Annotated in this window: 12 protein-coding genes, 1 tRNA gene and 1 pseudogene; 9 read left to right on the top strand and 5 right to left on the bottom strand. The window is 62.0% G+C overall.

Annotated elements, in window-relative coordinates:
- Positions 1-168 (top strand): annotated as a pseudogene (locus L7A15_RS07275) (IS256 family transposase); the annotation flags it as partial.
- 251 nt (positions 169-419) lie between these two features.
- Positions 420-1229: a hypothetical protein gene (locus tag L7A15_RS07270; protein WP_237208950.1), complete on the top strand. Its 810-nt coding sequence runs from the start codon at positions 420-422 to the stop codon at positions 1227-1229.
- A gap of 224 nt (positions 1230-1453) precedes the next feature.
- Here L7A15_RS07270 and L7A15_RS07265 read toward each other — a convergent pair whose 3' ends face one another.
- The gene (locus L7A15_RS07265) at positions 1454-2641 is read right to left on the bottom strand and encodes a globin domain-containing protein (protein WP_237208949.1); all 1188 of its coding nucleotides are present in this window, start codon (positions 2639-2641) and stop codon (positions 1454-1456) included.
- 186 nt (positions 2642-2827) lie between these two features.
- A complete protein-coding gene (locus tag L7A15_RS07260) occupies positions 2828-3283 on the bottom strand; it encodes an RrF2 family transcriptional regulator (RefSeq protein WP_237212389.1) in 456 nt (151 codons plus the stop codon).
- Positions 3284-3705: 422 nt separating this feature from the next.
- Here L7A15_RS07260 and L7A15_RS07255 point away from each other — a divergent pair, with 422 nt between their 5' ends.
- Complete coding sequence (locus tag L7A15_RS07255) at positions 3706-4074, top strand: hypothetical protein (protein ID WP_237188505.1); 369 nt, start codon at positions 3706-3708, stop codon at positions 4072-4074.
- A gap of 187 nt (positions 4075-4261) precedes the next feature.
- Here the strand turns inward: L7A15_RS07255 and L7A15_RS07250 are convergent, their stop codons facing one another.
- Entirely contained in the window at positions 4262-5749 is a 1488-nt protein-coding gene (locus L7A15_RS07250) for a sugar ABC transporter ATP-binding protein (RefSeq protein ID WP_237212388.1), read from the bottom strand.
- 302 nt (positions 5750-6051) lie between these two features.
- The gene (locus tag L7A15_RS07245) at positions 6052-7878 is read right to left on the bottom strand and encodes a phosphoenolpyruvate carboxykinase (GTP) (protein ID WP_237208946.1); all 1827 of its coding nucleotides are present in this window, start codon (positions 7876-7878) and stop codon (positions 6052-6054) included.
- A 451-nt stretch (positions 7879-8329) separates the two neighbouring features.
- Between L7A15_RS07245 and L7A15_RS07240 the strand changes: the two genes are divergently transcribed.
- From L7A15_RS07240 to L7A15_RS07225, 4 genes are all read left to right on the top strand, one after another.
- Positions 8330-8405, top strand: a tRNA-Arg gene (locus tag L7A15_RS07240).
- Between the two features lie 266 nt (positions 8406-8671).
- The gene (locus L7A15_RS07235; RefSeq protein WP_237188508.1) at positions 8672-8992 is read left to right on the top strand and encodes a 2Fe-2S iron-sulfur cluster-binding protein; all 321 of its coding nucleotides are present in this window, start codon (positions 8672-8674) and stop codon (positions 8990-8992) included.
- A 3-nt stretch (positions 8993-8995) separates the two neighbouring features.
- Positions 8996-9808 (top strand): DUF4232 domain-containing protein, encoded by an 813-nt coding sequence (locus tag L7A15_RS07230; protein WP_237212387.1) that lies wholly within the window; start codon positions 8996-8998, stop codon positions 9806-9808.
- 136 nt (positions 9809-9944) lie between these two features.
- Positions 9945-15725, top strand: a complete 5781-nt coding sequence (locus tag L7A15_RS07225) for an Lhr family helicase (RefSeq protein WP_237212386.1) — start codon at positions 9945-9947, stop codon at positions 15723-15725.
- A gap of 169 nt (positions 15726-15894) precedes the next feature.
- On the opposite strand, the gene L7A15_RS07220 is transcribed toward L7A15_RS07225, so the two are convergent.
- Complete coding sequence (locus L7A15_RS07220) at positions 15895-16038, bottom strand: hypothetical protein (protein ID WP_237188513.1); 144 nt, start codon at positions 16036-16038, stop codon at positions 15895-15897.
- Positions 16039-16293: 255 nt separating this feature from the next.
- Here L7A15_RS07220 and L7A15_RS07215 point away from each other — a divergent pair, with 255 nt between their 5' ends.
- Together L7A15_RS07215 and L7A15_RS07210 are read left to right on the top strand one after the other, a co-directional pair.
- The gene (locus tag L7A15_RS07215; protein WP_237208943.1) at positions 16294-17178 is read left to right on the top strand and encodes a DNA-formamidopyrimidine glycosylase family protein; all 885 of its coding nucleotides are present in this window, start codon (positions 16294-16296) and stop codon (positions 17176-17178) included.
- A gap of 157 nt (positions 17179-17335) precedes the next feature.
- Positions 17336-18670, top strand: coding sequence for a peptidase T (locus L7A15_RS07210; protein ID WP_237208942.1), 1335 nt, complete (start codon positions 17336-17338; stop codon positions 18668-18670).
- Positions 18671-18705 lie beyond the last annotated feature (35 nt).

Below are 18705 nucleotides of genomic sequence, written 5' to 3'. Positions count from 1 at the left end.
GAATCGCCAGGCAGTCCGACTGGGGCCAGGGCCAACTCGCCAAAGTATCCACCCTGACCCAAACCGAGAACCAAGCCGACCACGAAACAGGACGCCCAGCCCTCTACGACAACGCTATCGACACCGAACTACACCCACTCAATCGGCATTCAAAAAGGCCAAATCTAACCCCCGCGACACGCCGAGCCAGACACACATTTTGACCCTTAACCCTTAACTGCCCAGTCATAAGGTGTTGCACAAAAGAAAGCCCTCACAGGCTGTAGCCTGCAAGGGACATTTCTCAATAAATATACCTGAGTCTCTTAGATACCAGCGCAAAGACTGGTGGCTCGGTCTCTGCACCCCAGGCTACCAGAAACTAGGCTAAACTGCTAGAAAAAATTAACAGCATGTGTTGCCGGGGAGGCCCCGACCTAATGACTTTTAACTTTGAGGACTATATCGCTTCAGAACGATTCGCCCCTTATAAATCTTCCTCTGCGCTTCTAGAATCTCAACGCGCCCTATATCTATGGAACTGCGAATTATCACTCGAGATGAGCAGGGCTATCGGACATGCAGAGATATTCCTCAGAGAAGCGATTGACCAACAGCTCAGAAGCTGGAATCTTCTCCAAACTAGAACCGCTGGGGTGACCCACACTCAAGCAGGACACCCCTTGCCTGGTACTGATCCACGACGTCGCGCTGCAGGTGGATCAGAAGAATGGCTGAAGTATCCTACACAAAAGCTAGCTAACCTGCTTCTATCAAAACGAGGCTCCAGGATCGTCTCTGAATACGACAGCGCCTACACCAGGGCACAGAAAGATCTTAATGCCCGCGTTCTCTCCCACCCTCGGCACGGGGCACCTATTACCCATGATGATGTGCTTGCACATATAACCCTAGGTACGTGGAAGCGTCTTTTACCAGATGGACGTCTTAACACCAGTGCTCCGCTGAAAAGTCATCAGGTTCGCACCAAACGCTCCCAACTGGATTTATGGGAACAGGCCCTCTGCAAGGCTTTCCCCTACGAGCCAAACCCCTATGTCGTCTCATATCGGCTAACCCAGATACATATTGCCCGCAACCGGGTTGCCCATCACGAGAGCCTACTCAATACCAATGTGCGCGAGATTCATCGCGCAACGGTGAGGCTTGTTGCTTCAATCCACCCCGATTTGGGTAGCTGGTTAGCTAACGAATCCCAGATTATCGAGTGTTGGAGAAAACGCCCCTAACGACCAGGCCACCATGGAGCGCGTGCGCGATCAGATCCTGAAGATTGTGCGCGAGGGCTAAGCCCAAGCACATCCACTTTGTACCAGTTCCTGCCCACTTTTCAGGCCTAAAGTGAGCAGGGCGCGGTACAAAAGGTAAAAACAAGGACGCCCGCCCCGCTTTCCTGCCATACGGCAAGGAAGGTGGGGCGGGCGTCCTTATCTATCTGCCCTCGGGCCTCAAACTAGGAGGCGCGGGCCTGGTCGTGCAGCATCCACTGGTCGGGGCCGAAGATCTCGTACTGGATGTTGGTGCCGGGCACTCCAGCGTCAACCAGCTGGGAGCGGACGCCCTGCATGAAGCCCAGGGGGCCACACAGGTATGCAGAAGCATTGGCGGGAACCTTCAGCTCAGCCACGTTGACGCGGCCCTTGAAGTCGCCTTCGCCGTCCGCCTCAATGAAGGAAACCAGACGGCCGTTCTCCAGCATGTCAACGTAGGCAGCCATCTCGTCACGCAGGGGCCAGGTGGTGAAGGAACGGTCAGCGTGCACCACAACGACCTCGCGCTTGGAGCCGGTTGCTGCCAGCTCAGACAGGAAAGCGATCATGGGGGTCACGCCGATACCGGCTGAGAAGAGGTAGAGGGGCTGGGAATCGTCGTCGCCGAAGCCGCCCAGGGTAACGTCGCCGTAGGGGTTGGATACCTCGACGATAGCGCCGACCTGCAGCTCGTGCAGGATGGGGGTCATTTCGCCGGCGGTGTCCAGCTTGATGGCGACGCGGCGCTGGTTCTTCTCAGCAGGCAGCAGGGTGAACTGGCGGGCCTGGCGCAGGCCGTCCTTAGCCTTGGTGACGATCGAAACGTACTGGCCGGCAACGGCGTCGGTCATCTTTACGGCGTTAGCGGGCTCGAAGGTAAGGTCCAGGACGTTCTCGCCGGTTTCCTTGCGCTCAACCAGACGGAAGGGGGCGAACATGACGTCATTGGCCTGGGAGGCGTAGAGGCCCTTTTCGAGCTTGATCAGGGCGTCAGCCATGAGCCAGTAGACTTCGGTCCAGGCTTCTGCGATTTCGGGGGTCAGGATGTCGCCCAGGTTAGCGGCGATAGCCTCGAAGAGGTACTTGTAGACGGTGGGGTATTCCTCTTCGCGCAGGCCCAGGGAGGCATGCTTATGGGCGACGCGGGAGAGCACCTCGTCGGGGTACTTGTCGGGGTTGGCCAGGATGTAGGAGGCAAAAACCGCAATGGAGCCTGCCAGGGCCTTGGGCTGGGTGCCTTCGAGCTGGGATGAGCGGGAGAACATGCCGTCGAGCAGGTCGGGACGGGCGGCGAACATGCGCTGGTAGAAGTCGGGGGTGATGTCATTGATTCGCTCGGCGATGACGGGCAGGGTTGCCTCAATGACGGGGCGGGACTTTTCAGAGAGCATTTTTCTCCTAAATGTGTGATTTGGCACCGGGCTTCCAGCCTCATGACCGGAGCATGGTGACAGGTTGTATCTAAACTACAACTAAATCTAGCATAGAAAATACCAAATTATTGGGAAGAAGAAACCCCGCCTGCCTCCCAGGCGCACACGACAGGGAAACTAACGCACGGACGTCCTAACGCCCCCCTAAACGGAACCCGCCAAAGGCCCCAACCCCAGTTGCAACATCACAGGACCCATCTGCCTTTCCGTTGGCAACTCAGAAATCACCACCGGATCCAAGGCCAGATAAAACTGCTCCCGGGCATTCGCCAAAACCCCCTTCAAGGAGCAGCCACCAGCCAGCGGACAGGTAGTCGACTCACCAAAACAATCCACCAGCTCATCCTGCTTCTCAGTCAACCGCAAGACCTGTCCAACGGTCGCCTTCCGCCCCTTCTCAGACAAGCGAACACCACCAGCCCGGCCCCGACTCGACTCCACCAGGCCATAGCTCGACAGGAAAGACACCGACTTCGCCACATGGTTATAGGGGGTACCCACCCCCTCAGCAATTTTTTGGGTTGAAAGAAGCACATCCTGCGTTCCAGCCAACAACATCAAAACCCGCAACGACACATCAGAAAAGGCCGTAAGACGCACCAGAAGACTCCTTCACCAAACCAACCCAGCAGGACGCAACCGCCCCACCATAACCTTGTAGCACGGAAGAAAAACCCACAACTCGCAACGTTATCGGCCCATCTTCCTCCACCTTCCATCATCATTCAGAAATCTTAAGTCTCAAAATCAAACAACCACCAGCCCGCTCCCAGCAGAAAAACCCCTAGTGAACCCCATCTTGCCTAAAAAATGAAATACGACTCACACGGCACACCCAACCGTCTATTTGTAGCAGTTGGGGGCTTGTGGGAGTACCATTGATAACGTAAACACTCGCGGGCGCACACTTTCTGTGCCAGAGCCCCGGCTTCTGGCAGAAGGCTAGGCTAACCGCACCCACCGTTCCAGCCCTGCGAACACCCAAAACCTGGCAGGGCCGGAGCCAGACATAAGGAATTATCTTGTCACAGCTTGATACCTCCATCCAGGAACTCCTCTCCATCGAAGGCGCAACCGGTGCAGCACTCGTTGACATCTCCTCCGGTATGGCACTGGCTTCCGGTGGTTCACCCGGCTTCGACCTGACCGTCGCTGCAGCTGGTAACTCCAACGTAGTACGTGCCAAGCTCAAGACCATGAACGACCTCGGCCTCAACGGCAACATCGAGGACATCATGATTACCCTGTCCTCCCAGTACCACCTGATCAACGTTCTGAACGCCTCAGAAACCTCAGGCCTCTTCGTTTACCTGGTACTGGACCGCAACACCGCTAACCTGGCTCTGGCTCGCCACAAGCTGAACGCAATCTCAGCTCGTATCTCCCTGTAAGTCTTACACGGTAGATTAGCCTAAGCCTCCAAGGGCCCCTGTAGTTCACCTACAGGGGCCCTTGAACGTCCCCGCCCTCTCCTACTCTGGGATTACCCCAGGCAGCCCAAGAGCCAAGGAAAAACAAGGCCCCCGCCCAGCCCCTATCTAGGGGCGGATGGGGGCCTCAAAGCCTTACGGGGCAGCCTTAGACGATATCCTCGCCCAGGGCCTCACCCATCAGGGTATCCTCGGTAGCAGCCTTGTTCTTCTGAACAGATACCAGCTCACCGGAACGCATGACGGCAATGCGGTTGCAGAGGCCAATCAGCTCAGACATATCCGAGCCAATCAGAATGATGGAGGTGCCCTTTTCGGTCAGCTCAACCAGCATCTTGTAAATCTCGCTCTTGGCGCTGACGTCAATACCACGAGTGGGGTGGTTCAGAATCAGGATTTCACAGTCGGTAGTCATCCAACGAGCCAGGGCGACCTTCTGCTGGTCGCCGCCGGAGAGCTTACCTACCTCACCCTGAATGTTAGTGGTCTTAATGCGGAGCTTCTGAATCTGCTCAGCAACCTCACGCAGGGCTGAAACCTCATGCAGGAAACCGTCGGGGCTTTCCTTGAGACCAGCGTTCTCCATCAGGGTCTTAGCAATGGAACGCTCGTTAGCCAGGCCCAGCTCGTCATCGTTATCTGAGAGGTAGCCGATACCGTAGGCCACTGAGTCCTCAGGGGAGGTGATGGTGGCGTCCTTACCGTCAATCTTGAGGGTGCCGAACTTAGCGGTTTCATCGACGCCCACCAGGGCGGCAGCGACCTCATTGATACCTGAACGGCGCATACCGGTCAGGCCAAAGATTTCACCCCGGCCAACAGAGAAGGACACCTTGTTGAGGGACCCCTTGGAGCTGGTCAGGTTTTCAATCACCAGTTTAGCGTCGTCGGTTTCGAAGGTCTCGGGACGGCCACCCAGGGAGATTTCGCGGTTGAACATCTTGTAGGCGATTTCCTCGGCGGTCATGGTGCCGGGGTTAATTTCGGTGTCAATCACACCGTCTGACAGGATGACGGCGCGGTTCGCCAGGGAGCGGATCTCATCGATACGGTGGGTGATGTAGATGACGGCACGGCCCTCAGCTGCAAGCTTACGGGTAACCTCATGCAGCTGGTAGATTTCGTAGTCGTTGAAGGTCGCAGCGACCTCGTCCATCAGCACCAGCTGGGTGTTCTCAGCCTCCATACGGACGACCTCAACCAGGGCCTGCTCGGCGCGAACCAAATCGCCCATCTTAGCGCGGGGATCCACGTTAAGGCCGATTTCTGAGAGCAGTTCCTGGGCGCGGGCGACCAGCTTATCTTCAGCTTCACCAGCGTGCTCAGTTGAGCGGAAAATTGCCTGAGCTACAGTTAGGTCAGGGTCGACCTTGAACTTCTGACGGATAGAGCCAACGCCAGCAGCAAGAGCTTCTTCAGGGGTATGAGGGGTGTACTTCTTACCACCCAGGGTGATGGTGCCTCCACCGGGGCGATCCCAACCGCCCAGAATAGACAGGAAAGTGGACTTTCCTGCACCGTTTTCGCCGAGGAGACCTACAATCTCACCGGCAGCAACTTCAAGGTTCACGCCCTTCAGGGCGCGAAGATGCTCGTGGTTCTTGGTGAGGTTCTTGACGCTCAGCAAATTTCCCACTGTAGTTTTTCCTTCCAAACAATGCGAGTGAGCAACCCGAGGGGTCGTGCCGCATGTTTCACCATTCGCGGTGGCTAACCGGTGATACGCGCGGGGGGAGGCACGAGGGCTACACAATATTCAGCCATTCTTAAGTATTCTACCGAATCTGAAGCCAGCTTTTCGTCCACTCTTTGGGGTCTATTAGCTTTACCCTCAAAAAAGTAGGGGAGGCCACCTGTCTGCATCTTCGTACAGGCAGGTGACCTCCCCCTCTACCGCCCACCAGGTGGGCGGGTCGTATGGGGTAGGTTCACCCCGTTCTAGCCCGCCAATTCAGCAACTAGGGCATCACGCTGGGCCTTGATTTCGCTGGGAACCTTATCACCCAGGAAGGCCAGCCATTCGTCGATACCGGGCATTTCAGCGGCCCATTCTTCGCGGTCAACAGCCAGGGCTGCCTCAAGTTCTGCATCAGAAATGTCAAGACCGGTCAGGTCGAGGTCACCCTTTGAGGGGACAACACCGAGGAAGGTTTCCTCGCCGCCCGCCTTGCCGTCCAGTCGGTCAAAAATCCACTTGACGACGCGGGAGTTCTCGCCGAAGCCGGGCCAGGCGAAGCCGCCGTCGGGGGTGCGACGGAACCAGTTGACGTAGTAGATCTTGGGCATATTCTCTTCGCCATGCTTCTTGCCCAGGTCAATCCAGTGCTGGATGTAGTCGCCGGCGTTGTAGCCGATGAAGGGCAGCATGGCCATGGGGTCGCGACGGACCACGCCCACAGCACCCTTGGCGGCTGCAGTGGTCTCAGAAGAGAGGGTGACGCCACGGAAGACGCCCTGCTCCCAGCTGGAAGCCTCAGCCACCAGGGGCACGGTGGTCTTGCGACGGCCGCCGAAGATGATGGCGGAGAGGGGCACGCCGTCCGGGGCGTAGTATTCTTCAGCCAGCATGTCAGCCTGGGAGATGGGGGTGCAGAAGCGGGAGTTGGGGTGGGCAGCAGGACGGCCAGACTCGGGAGTCCAGTCATTACCCTGCCAGTCGATCAGGTGCTCGGGCACCTCGTCGGTCTTGCCCTCCCACCAAACGGAGTTATCGTCGGTCAGGGCCACGTTGGTGAAGATAGTGTTGCCCTTGGCAATGGCACGCATGGCGTTGGGGTTGGTGGACCAGCCGGTACCCGGGGCGACACCAAAGAGGCCAGCCTCGGGGTTAACCACGAAGGGCTTGCCGTCGCGGAACTCAATCCAGGCAATGTCGTCGCCCACCATTTCAGCCTTCCAGCCGTCAATGGTCGGATCCATCATGGCGAAGTTAGTCTTGCCGCAGGCTGAGGGGAAGGCAGCTGAAATGTACTTGCTGCGCCCCTCAGGGTTGGTCATCTTCAGGACGAGCATGTGCTCAGCCATCCAGCCCTCGTCGTGGGCCATGGCGGAGGCTATACGCAGGGCGTAGCACTTCTTACCCAGCAGGGCGTTACCGCCGTAGCCGGAACCGAAGGACCAAATTTCGCGGTCCTCGGGGAACTGCACAATGTACTTTTCCGGGTTGCAGGGCCAGGCAACATCCTGCTGACCGGGTTCCAGGGGGGCACCCACAGAGTGCAGGGCCTTGACGAAGAAAGCATTGGTATCAGTCATCTTCTTCAGCACATCAGCACCGATAGTTGCCATGATACGCATGGAGCAAACGACGTAGGCGGAGTCGGTGATTTCCACACCAAACTTGGGGTTGGTGGCGTCCACAGAACCCATCACAAACGGAATGACGTACATGGTGCGGCCACGCATAGAACCGGTAAAGAGGCCGGTGAGGGTCTGCTTCATGTCTGCCGGATCCCGCCAGTTGTTGGTGGGACCTGCGCCGTCCTCAGTCTTGGAGCAAATAAAGGTACGCTCTTCAACACGGGCGACGTCGTCGGGATCAGAGAAGGCAACGTAAGAGTTCGGGAACTCGTGGTCGCTCAGCTTACGGAAGGTACCAGCTTCAACCAGCTCAGCTGCCAGGCGGTCGTATTCCTCCTGAGAACCGTCAGCCCAGTAGATTGAATCCGGCTGGGTCATCTCAGCAATATCAGCAACCCACTGCAGGAGCTCTGCGTGGGTGGTCGGTGCCTGTGCAATTACCTTGTCTTTTGAAATGTCAGTCATCTGACGCTTCCCCTTATTGTTCGGCTACCCCGACACTCCACTGTGCCGGAAGTAGGGGCGCATCACCCCGTCCTGACCCACCCCGTGCGGGATGAGTAAAAACAGAAAAACGCGCCACCCATATCAATGAATAAACGCGTTCGTGCAATGCACCTTCACTTCATCGTGTACAACCTAGAGTACAGACCTTCAGCCTTTTTTACTGCATTCAGACACAAATATTTCGTCACATCTAGCCCAAACCCTCCGCCAACCCCGCCCCACAGCCGTCAGAAAAAAATTATTCCACCTCACAAAACCCGCTTTTTCCCTTGCTATTTCAAGGTTTTACCACCCACAACCCTCGCTTATGAGAGCACAGTCACGCCTTTTCGATTTGCACGGCCACCAAAACCCGCGTAATGTATTACCTGTTGCCGCGACGGGCTGACACAGCCGGTCACTGCATGATGCGCCTGTAGCTCAACGGATAGAGCATCTGACTACGGATCAGAAGGTTGGGGGTTCGAATCCCTTCGGGCGCACCAGATAAAACCGGTCTTCTTCGGAAGGCCGGTTTTTTCATGCCCGGCTGCCCCCCCCCTGATGCGCCGACTCATTTCGTCACAGTAGATGACAGCGCCAACACAACAGAAGGTATCCGGCACAGAAGCCGCCCCCCTAACCCTCCTGCCCCGTAGTTTTCACCACAAAAGAGGGGACAGGTGCGTCCGCGCCCCTAAAATAGGGGAGGACGAAAAACGCCCCCGCCGGTCCCCGGCCCGGCCAGGGCCGTACAGCACAGGAGAAACAATTGAGCATTAACATCACCGTCACTGACGAAAACGGAACCACCAAGGACGTCGCCTGGGAACCCCACCAGACCATGCTCGAAGCCGTCCTCGCTGCCGGATTCCCCGTGCTGGCCACCTGTGGCGGTAACGCCTCCTGCGCCACCTGCCACGCCTTTATCGACCCCGATCACATCGAAGCCTCCCTGCCCCGTGAAGAAGCAGAAGAAGACCTGCTCGATATGATCGATGACATCGCCAACGAATGCTCCCGCCTGAGCTGCCAGACCGAATACACCGAAGGAATGGACGGCGCCCAGGTTACCCTCCAACCCGGAATGTAACGTATGCGCATTATGCACTTCCTTCCCCTCCTCGCCTTGGGCAGCAGCCTGGTGCTTGCAGGTTGTAGCGCTACCGCCCCCACCGCCCAGGACACCAGTGGCGCCTCCTCATCCACTACCCAGGCCGTCGCCACCAGTAGCGCAGCCACTGAGGCAGCAGCTGCCGCGTCCGCCTCGCCTTCCGCAACCCCCAGCGCCCAGGCCACCGTGGCGTCCCCTGAAGCAACAGCCGCAGCAACCACCCCAGCTCCCCCTGTTGTGACCGAGCAGCAACCTTCTGTTCAAGCCACCACGGAGCCCGCGCCCCCGCGAGGAACCGTCATCACCGTTGAACCTACAGACTCTGGTGCCTCAGCCCAGCCTGTGCCCAGCCCGGGCAGCAGTTCAGCTGCTGGCGTGGCAATCTGTGACTACGGCCAGCTCTACGTTGAAGCGGCCGCAACCCAGGGTGCTGCAGGGTCCCGGTATATTGACCTCACCTTCAATAACACCGGTACGACCAGGTGCGTCATGAGTGGCTACCCTTCCGTCCACTATGTTGATGCCTCCGGCAATCAGATTGGCGCTCCTGCAGCTAACGCCACTGAATGGTCCTCAACCGGTGGGGTCCTTGAACCCGGTGCTTCGATTAGTGCCACCCTGCGCGAAACCTACGCCCAGCTATATGGCGAAACCTGCCAGGGGGTTTCAGCGGCTGGCTATTCCGTGCAGGCGCCCGGTTCGTCCCAGCCTCTCGTCCTGACCTTTGCTACTGAAGCATGCTCGAACAACGCTGTGTCCCAGCTGTCCGTGGGGGCCGTCGGCGCAGCCCCTTAAACCTCAGGAGCGGCAAGGCCCCTCACCGTCTGGTGAGGGGCCTTTGCTGTTGAGACAGAATCTGGGTGTGGGGCAGCCAGGGCTGAACAGCCCATCCCAGCGCCCCGGGCCAGACGAGTAGGTGATAATGGGAGGTATGGCTTCAGTCGATACCGCCTCCGCTCTCTCCTTCTTCTCACCGGCAACCCGCCGCTGGTTTGAGGGGGCTTTTTCTGCGCCGACGGCAGCCCAGGCGGGTGCCTGGGAGGCTATTTCGGCTGGCCACCATGCCCTGATTGTGGCCCCGACGGGCTCGGGTAAGACCCTCTCGGCCTTCCTGTGGGCCCTTGACCGCCTGCATTTTGAGGGGCAGGACGCACCCGCCCCGGCTGAGGGGGCTAGGCCGGGAGGTGGCACCCGCGTCCTCTATATTTCCCCCCTCAAGGCCCTGGGGGTGGACGTCGAACGCAACCTGCGAGCGCCCCTGATCGGTATTGCCCAGACGGCCCGGCAGCTGGGGGTGGAGCCGCCCCAGGTGCGGGTGGGGGTGCGCAGCGGTGATACCCCGGCTAAGGAACGCCGCCAGCTGATTTCCAATCCGCCGGATATTCTGATTACTACCCCTGAATCCCTCTTCCTTATGCTGACCTCCAAGGCCCGCTCAACCCTGACCGGGGTGCATACGGTCATTATTGATGAGGTGCATGCGGTGGCCGGGACCAAGCGCGGGGCCCACCTGGCGGTCACTCTTGAACGCCTGGACCAGATTCTTGAAACCCCGGCCCAGCGGGTGGGGCTGTCGGCGACCGTGGAGCCGGTTGAAACCGTGGCCCGCTTTTTGGGCGGCAGTGTGCCGGTGCAGATTGTGCGCCCGCCCTCGGCCAAGGAGTGGGAGCTGACGCTCTCAGTTCCTGTACCCGATATGACGGCCCTGGGCGGCCCCAACGCCTACGGGGAGGGGGATAACTCCTTCAACCAGGCCAGCGGCCCCCGGGTGGCCTCTGCGCCTGCTGGGTCGGGCGCCTACCTGGATAAGCTCGCTGAACGCACCCGCCAGCAGGTGAGGTCCCTGGACGCCACCGAGCACTCCACCTCAACCTTTGACGACGGGGTTGTAACCTCCGATTCCCTCGCTGATGAGGGTCTTCATCCGCTTGCCCGCACCCACTGGGCTGAGAACCTACCCACTGGTACTACCCTGGCTGACGCCCTCAATATCAGGCCCCTGGTGGGCCCGGCAGCCGCGCCCGTGCCTGAGCAACCAGCTCCCGAGCAGCCGACCCCCGAGCGTCCTGCCCCTGACGAAGTTGAGGCCAGTGACTACTTTGATAGCCCCCTGCCCTCCCCGGTGAGCCCTGCTCCCAGCGAGCAGGCCCTGTGGGACGCTGTGGGTGTCTTTCCTGGTGAGGGGTCGGCAGCCACTCCCCAGGAGCAAGCCAAGCCTGCCCTCACCATCGAGGAGGTGCAGGTGGCAGCGTCCGCCCCGGGTAGGGGCACCGGGGGTGAAACCCCGAATCTCAACGGCTACCAGGCCTCCATCTGGCCGCACGTGGAAGAGCGCATTGTGGACCTGGTGGAGGCCAACCGCTCCACCATTGTCTTTGCTAACTCGCGCGGGCTGGCAGAGAAGTTAACGGCCCGCCTCAACGAGATTTATCTGGGCCGTCTAGAGGCTCGCGGGGAGCTGGGTGAGGTGACCGCGAGCGCCTCCACCGGGGCCCGCACCTACGCGGCTACCGGCGGGGAGCCAAAGGCCCTGGCCGATGTGCTGGCTGAGGCCCTGGCCAAGGACGCCCCTACCCGGCTGGAAGCCGACGATGAGCGCCTGCCGGGGGCGGGTGCGTCCTTACCCCTTTCAGCTCAGCCCCCTGCCCAGGTGATGGGGGGCTCGGCGACGGCTGCCGGGGCGCCGCCGGTGCTGGCGAGGGCCCACCACGGATCGGTGTCCAAGGACCAGCGCACCCTGATTGAGGAGGCCCTGAAGTCGGGGCAGCTGCGGTGCGTGGTGGCCACAAGCTCCCTGGAACTGGGTATTGATATGGGCCATGTGGACCTGGTGATTCAGGTGGAGGCCCCGCACTCGGTGGCTTCTGGCCTGCAGCGGGTGGGCCGGGCCGGGCACCAGGTGGGGGAGGTGTCGCGCGGCTACCTCTACCCCAAGCACCGGGGCGACCTGCTGAACGCCACTGTGACCGTGCAGCGCATGCTGGCCGGGCAGATTGAGCCCCTGGCTATTCCCGCTAACCCCCTGGATATTTTGGCCCAGCAGACCGTAGCGGCCTGTGCCCTGGGCCCCATTAGCGTGGAGGCCTGGTTTGAGGCCCTGCGGGCCACAGCCCCCTTTGCCACCCTGCCCCGGGCGGCCTTTGAGGCGACCCTTGATTTGCTGGCCGGTAAGTACCCCTCGGACGAGTTTGCCGAGCTACGCCCCCGCATTGTCTGGGACCGGGACGCCGGGACGATTGAGGGTCGGCCCGGTGCCCAGCGCCTGGCGGTGACCTCCGGCGGCACTATCCCTGACCGCGGCCTTTTCCCGGTCTTTATTGCCGGGGCTGAGGATTCTAAGGCCCCCAAGCGGGTTGGTGAGCTGGATGAGGAGATGGTCTATGAGTCCCGGGCCGGGGACGTCATTGCACTGGGTGCCTCCTCCTGGCGGATTGAGGATATCTCCCACGACCGGGTGACGGTGACCCCCGCCCCCGGCGTGCCTGGGCGCCTGCCCTTCTGGCACGGGGATTCACCGGGCCGTCCCGTCGATTTGGGGCGGGCCCTGGGGGCCTTCACCCGGGAGCTGGCCCTTGAGAACAGTAAGGACGCCGGTGCCGCCCACGCCCGCCTGCGCAGCCTTGGCCTGGATCAGTGGGCCGCCGATAACCTGCTGGCCTACGTGGCAGAACAGGCAGAGGCAACCGGCCAGGTGCCCAGCGAGAAGCACCTGCTGGTCGAGCGATTCCGCGATGAGCTGGGGGATTGGCGTCTGATTCTACATTCTCCCCTGGGTATGCCCGTCCATTCTCCCTGGGCCCTGGCCGTCGGCGCCCGGGCCGAGGAACGCTACGGGGTCAATGCCTCAGCTATGGCCGCTGACGACGGCATCGTGCTACGGATTCCTGCCATGGAGGCCGAACCGCCCGGGGCTGACCTCTTCATCTTTGACCCGGCCGAGCTCGAAGACATCGTGACCGAGCGGGTGGGTAACTCTGCCCTCTTTGCCTCCCGCTTCCGCGAGAACGCCGCCCGCGCCCTGCTACTGCCCCGCAAGGACCCGGGCCGCCGCACCCCCCTGTGGCAACAGCGCCAGCGCTCCGCCCAGCTCCTGGATGTGGCCCGCAAGTACCCCACCTTCCCCCTGCTGCTGGAGACCGCCCGTGAGTGCCTGCAGGACGTCTACGACCTGCCCGCCCTGACCACCCTGCACAAGGATCTTGAGGCCAAAAAGGTTCGCATCAGCGAGGTGGAAACCGAAACCCCCTCCCCCTTCGCCCGCACCCTGCTCTTTGGCTATGTAGCCCAGTTCCTCTACGACGGGGATTCCCCCCTGGCCGAGCGCCGCGCCGCCGCCCTGGCCCTGGACCCGGCCCTGCTAGCCGAGCTACTCGGCAAGGACGAGCTGCGCGAACTGCTCGATGTTGAGGTCATCCGTTCCACCGAGGCCCGTCTGCAGCGCACCGCTGAAGGCTACCGCCTGCGCGGAATCGAGGGAACCGCAGACCTGCTGCGCCTGCTCGGCCCCCTGACCGCCGCCGAGGCAGCCCAGCGCCTGCGGGTGCTCCTGGACCAGGGCGGTGGGGTGGACGCGGGGGCAGACTCCGGTAAGGACGCCGGGCAGGACGTCAGCGCCCCGGCTCCCGGCTCCGGCTCCGAGGCAGGTCAGTCGGGCGAGCGCGTCCTGACCGAAGCTGAAGCAACTGAGCACCTTGAGGCTCTGGTGAAAGCCGGGCGGGCCCTGCGCTTCCGCCTGCACGGGCGGGAACTCTACGCCGCCATTGAGGACGCAGCCCGCCTGCGCGACGCCCTGGGCGTCCCCCTGCCCATCGGGGTCCCCCTGGCCTTCCTGGAACCGGTCGAGGCTCCCCTGGTTGACCTGGTCGCCCGTTACGCCCGTACCCACGCCCCCTTTACCGCAGCCCAGGCCGCTGAGGCCCTCGGGCTGGGTGTCTCAGTGGTCGATACCGCCCTGCGTACCCTGGCCGCTGACCGACGGGTGATCTCCGGCGAGTTCCTGCCCGAAGAGCTCCGCGCCGAGCTAGCTGCAGCCCGCACCGGCTCCACCGACCCCACCTACCTGGCCGGAACCGAATGGGTAGACGCCGCCGTCCTGCGCACCCTGCGCTCCCGCTCCCTGGCTGCCCTCCGCGCCGACGTCGAACCCGTTACCCCCGGCACCTACGCCCGCTTCCTGCCGCCCTGGCAGCATGTGGGCTCCTGGCAGGTTACCGAAACTACCGCCGCTCCCGGCACCTTCGGGGCACCGGCCCAGCCCATCAGCGTCCGCCGGGACGAAAGCGCCATGCTCAGCGGCTACGACGGCCTACTCACCGTCATCGACCAACTCGCCGGGGTGCGGGTGCCCGCCTCTGCCCTCGAACCCCTGATTCTCAAGGCCCGCATCAGCGACTACACCCCCGCCCTGCTCGACTCCGCCATGAGCGCCGGGGACGTCATCTGGACGGGCGCCGGGCAGCTCGCCGGGGACGACGGCTGGATCTCCCTGCACCTGGGCGAAAGCGCAGCCCTGACCCTGCCCGATGAGGTAGAACGCACCGAAGCGCTCGCCGCCCTGGGGGCCCTTGAAAACACCCTCTACCAGCTGCTGACCGGCGGGCTCTTCTTCACCCAGATTCAGACCCAGCTCGCCGCCCTGGCCACCTCGCTAGGCAATACACCCCCGAGTGCCCAGGAGATTTCAACCGCCCTCTGGAACCTGGTCTGGGCCGGGCTGGTCACCGGCGATACCTTCGCCCCGGTGCGGGCCCTAATCTCGGGCGGGGCGTCGGCCCACAAGGTGGCCGCCCCCGCCCCCCGGGCCCGTTCCGTGGGAATGCGACGGGGTGCCTCCCGTCTCTCTGCCTCCCGTCTGGGGGTGGGCGTAGGCCGGGCCCCTGCGGTATCAGCCCAGGTCGCCCCCATCGACGGCGGACGCTGGGCCCGCATCGAGGCCGAACCACTCGACACCACCGTGGCAGCTGCCGCCCGCTCCGAACTGCTCATGGACCGCTACGGGGTCCTCACCCGCGGGGCCGTGGCCGTTGAGGACACCCCCGGCGGCTTCGCCGGAGTCTACCGGGTGCTGTCTGCCGCCGAAGAAAAGGGCCTGGCCCGCCGCGGCTACTTCATCGAAGGCCTGGGCGCCGCCCAGTTCTCCACTTCCTCCACTGTCGATAGGCTCCGGGCGGTGGACAACACCGCAGCAGACGACGAGGGGCAGGACGCCGCACCCGGCCCGTCCGCCTACACCCCGGTGCGCCGCACCCGCCACTCGGTCACCCTGCTCGCTGCCACCGACCCAGCCAACCCCTACGGGGCCGCCCTGCCCTGGCCCGCCCCCGTGGCCTGGGACAGCAACCGCACCCCCATCAAACACAAGCCAGGGCGCAAGGCCGGGGCCGTCGTCGTCCTCGTCGACGGGGAGCTGACCCTCTACCTGGAACGCGGCGGAAAAACCCTGCTACCCTTCACCGACTCCCCCACCCCCATCGAAGCCGCCGCGCCCCTCATCGGCCAGCTGGTGCGGGCCGGAGTAGCCGACAAAATCGTCATCGAAACCGCAGGCGGCGTCGATATCCTCAGCACCCCGGGGCCCCTACCACCGGCCCCCAACCAGCCGGACACAGCGGTAGAAGGCGGCGAGCACCCCGTCCTGACCCTGCGCCGGGCCCTCCTGGCCGCAGGCTTCTACACCACCCCCAGGGGACTCCGCATACGCCGCGGCTACTAAAACACACAACCCCGCCCCCCACATACAAGGGGGGGGCGGGGCAAAAAGGCAAAAAATCAGACCCTCCTGCCTAGGGACTGCAGGAGGGTCTAAAATCTAGGGGTGAGCCATCTAGCGGGTGGGGGGTTGCCAGACGCTCTACACGGTAACTGGAAAGTACCAGGTGAAATTAGTAGCTCAGGGTGAGCTCAGGGTTCTGGTAGCCAGCGCGGAATTCGCGGACGGAACGGGCTACCTGGACGCCAATGGCAAGAACAGACAGGGCCAGCAGGCTGTAGGCAAAGAATGCGAAAAGAATGGTAAGGATGCTCATTTCTAACCTCCATCTAGGGGACAGGTGGCTGGGGGACCACCCGATGGATTTATCTAACGGGTTACACTCTACAGCACCTTAGGGGACAAAAAGTTAACTTCTGGTAATTCTTTCGCAAAAAAGCATTATTTTGTCCCCCATTATAGTGGCATACACCTATCTGACTAGGTTAAACACCAATCTAGTTTCCAGCAAAAATTTTTTGAAACGCCGCAACACACCGGTGAGACGCGGCAGGAGAACCCAAGGAGAAGCATGCCTGAAGGTGATACCGTGTGGCGGCAGGCACGCGACCTACACCGCGCACTTGCCACCAGAACGGCCCACAAAACTGACTTCCGCTACCCGGATTTAGGGGACGTTAACCTAGCCGGACAGCCGATCCACGGGGCCCTGGCCCGGGGCAAAAACATCCTGGTGCGGGTCGGGGACATGACCATTCACTCCCACCTCAAAATGGAGGGAATCTGGCACCTCTACGGGGTAGGCGCGGACGGACGCCCCGAGCCCTGGCGTCGCCCGGCATCTTCCGCCCGGGCCGTCATCCAGGCTAATGCGCGGACGGACGCCACCGGCCAGCTCATCCCCGGCAGCACCCCTGTCGCAGCGGTCGGCTTTAACTTAGGACTGCTCGATGTATTTCCCACAGAGCTTGAGAAGCAGAAATTAGCCCACCTGGGCCCCGACCTGCTAGGGCCAGATTGGTCAGCTGAACAAGCCACCACCCGCCTCCTGGCCAGGCCAGAGCGGATGATCGGCCCAGCCCTCCTCGACCAAAAGAACCTGGCCGGAATCGGCACAATCTACCGGGCCGAAACCCTCTTTTTAACCGGCATTGACCCGCGCACCCCCGTCGGGGCTATTCCCGATGTGGGAGCCGTGGTAGCCACCGCCCGCCTGTTGCTGGACGCCAACCGCGGGCGTCCGCACCGGGTCACCCGCACCAGCGCCGAGCCCCTCTGGTGCTACGGACGCGCAGGCCGCCCCTGCTACCGGTGCGGGGCAAGCATCATCAGGGAGGACCTATCCGACTCGGGTACCGGCGCCGACCGTTACACCCCCGGGCACCTTATCGCCCGTGAGGAAGACATCGACCGCCTCAGCTTCCGCTGCCCCGGCTGCCAGGAGCTACTAGGCTAAAGACCCCGCCCAACCAGCAGGGGAAGGGTAACGCCAAAGGTCGGCGTGAAGGGGTTGGCCATACGTTTCCCGCACCTTTCTTATTCTTTCTTATTTCTTCTTATTCTTTCTTATTTTTTATATTTTGGGTAGGTCTGCCCTCGGTAGACTGGTGGCCATGAGCACCACCACTTTCACCCCCACCTACACCCCCGATACCGCCCTGCAGGAGGCCCTGGCAACCCGCTTTCTGCGCTACTCAGCGATCTCCAGCCAGTCGGACGCCTCAGCGTCGGTCGTGCCCACCAGTCAGGGCCAGTGGGAGCTGGCCCGCCTGCTCAAGGACGAGCTCACGGCAGCCGGCGCCCAGGACGTACACCTGAGCGACACCTGCGTCCTGACCGCCCGCATTCCCTCCACCCTGCCCACAGGCACCGAAGCCCCCGCCGTCGGCTTCTGCACCCACCTCGATACCGTTGATGTGAACCTCTCCCCCGACGTACACGCCCGCGTCATCGACTACCCCGGCGGGGACATCTGCCTCAACACCGACCTCGACATCTGGCTGCGCGAGGCCGAGCACCCCGAAATCACCCGCTACACCGGCCAGCGCGTGATCGTCACCGACGGCACCAGCGTGCTGGGAGCGGACGACAAGGCCGGGGTCGCCTCGGTCATGGAAGCAGCCGTGCGGATCCTCGCTGCGGACGCGGACGCCGCCGGGCAGGCAGGCGCCCAAGGGCAGGGCGACGGGGCGGGGGCGTCCGCCCACCCCGACATTTATCTCTCCTTTGTGCCGGACGAAGAAATCGGCCTGCTGGGCGTACGCACCATGGACCTGGCCCGCTTCCCCGTGGATTATGCCTACACCCTGGACTGCTGCGAACTGGGCGAACTGGTTGAGGCTACCTTCAACGCCGGGCATGCCCGCCTGCACGTTGAGGGCGTCACCGCCCACCCCATGAACTCCAAGGGCAACCTGGTCAACCCGATTCTGGTGGCCCACGATTTTATTGCGGCCCTCGACCGCACCCAGACTCCCGAGCACACCGAGGGGCGTGAGGGCTACCTCTGGGTCAACGGGATAGCGGGCAACCAGGCCACCGCAACCGTCGATATCAGTATCCGCGACCATGACAGGGCCGGCTACGAGGCCAAAAAGGCCTTCCTGCGCGACCTAGCTGAACGGACGGCAGAAGCCAACCCGCGGGCGTCCGTCCGCCTGGATATCTCAGATATCTACAGCAACCTTGAGGACGCCGCCACCGACGAAACCCGCGTTGCCTCCGACCGGTTGCGGGCAGCCTTCGCCCAACTCGGCGTTGAACCCATTAACCTGGCCATGCGCGGGGGCACCGACGGCTCCTACCTCTCCACCCAAGGGATCTACACCCCCAACTTCTTTACCGGGGCCCACAACTTCCACTCCAACTGCGAGTTCCTGCCCCTGCCGGCCTTCGAAGCCAGCTACCGGGTGGTGGACGAACTCATGCGAGCAAACACGGGGCAGTAGGGGCACTAGGGCCCACGGGGCAGGTGGCTACGGCG

The organism is Rothia nasimurium (assembly GCF_928391935.1).
Classification (GTDB): Bacteria; Actinomycetota; Actinomycetes; order Actinomycetales; family Micrococcaceae; genus Rothia; species Rothia nasimurium_D.
The sequence above is the reverse complement of the archived record's forward strand: the minus strand, read 5'-3'. Positions and strand labels throughout refer to the sequence as shown.

Coding starts and splice junctions, on each gene's coding strand:
- L7A15_RS07270 (WP_237208950.1), top strand. CDS start 420: ATGACTTTTAACTTTGAGGACTATATCGCTTCAGAACGATTCGCCCCT.
- L7A15_RS07265 (WP_237208949.1), bottom strand. CDS start 2,641: ATGCTCTCTGAAAAGTCCCGCCCCGTCATTGAGGCAACCCTGCCCGTC.
- L7A15_RS07245 (WP_237208946.1), bottom strand. CDS start 7,878: ATGACTGACATTTCAAAAGACAAGGTAATTGCACAGGCACCGACCACC.
- L7A15_RS07230 (WP_237212387.1), top strand. CDS start 8,996: ATGCGCATTATGCACTTCCTTCCCCTCCTCGCCTTGGGCAGCAGCCTG.
- L7A15_RS07225 (WP_237212386.1), top strand. CDS start 9,945: ATGGCTTCAGTCGATACCGCCTCCGCTCTCTCCTTCTTCTCACCGGCA.
- L7A15_RS07220 (WP_237188513.1), bottom strand. CDS start 16,038: ATGAGCATCCTTACCATTCTTTTCGCATTCTTTGCCTACAGCCTGCTG.
- L7A15_RS07215 (WP_237208943.1), top strand. CDS start 16,294: ATGCCTGAAGGTGATACCGTGTGGCGGCAGGCACGCGACCTACACCGC.
- L7A15_RS07210 (WP_237208942.1), top strand. CDS start 17,336: ATGAGCACCACCACTTTCACCCCCACCTACACCCCCGATACCGCCCTG.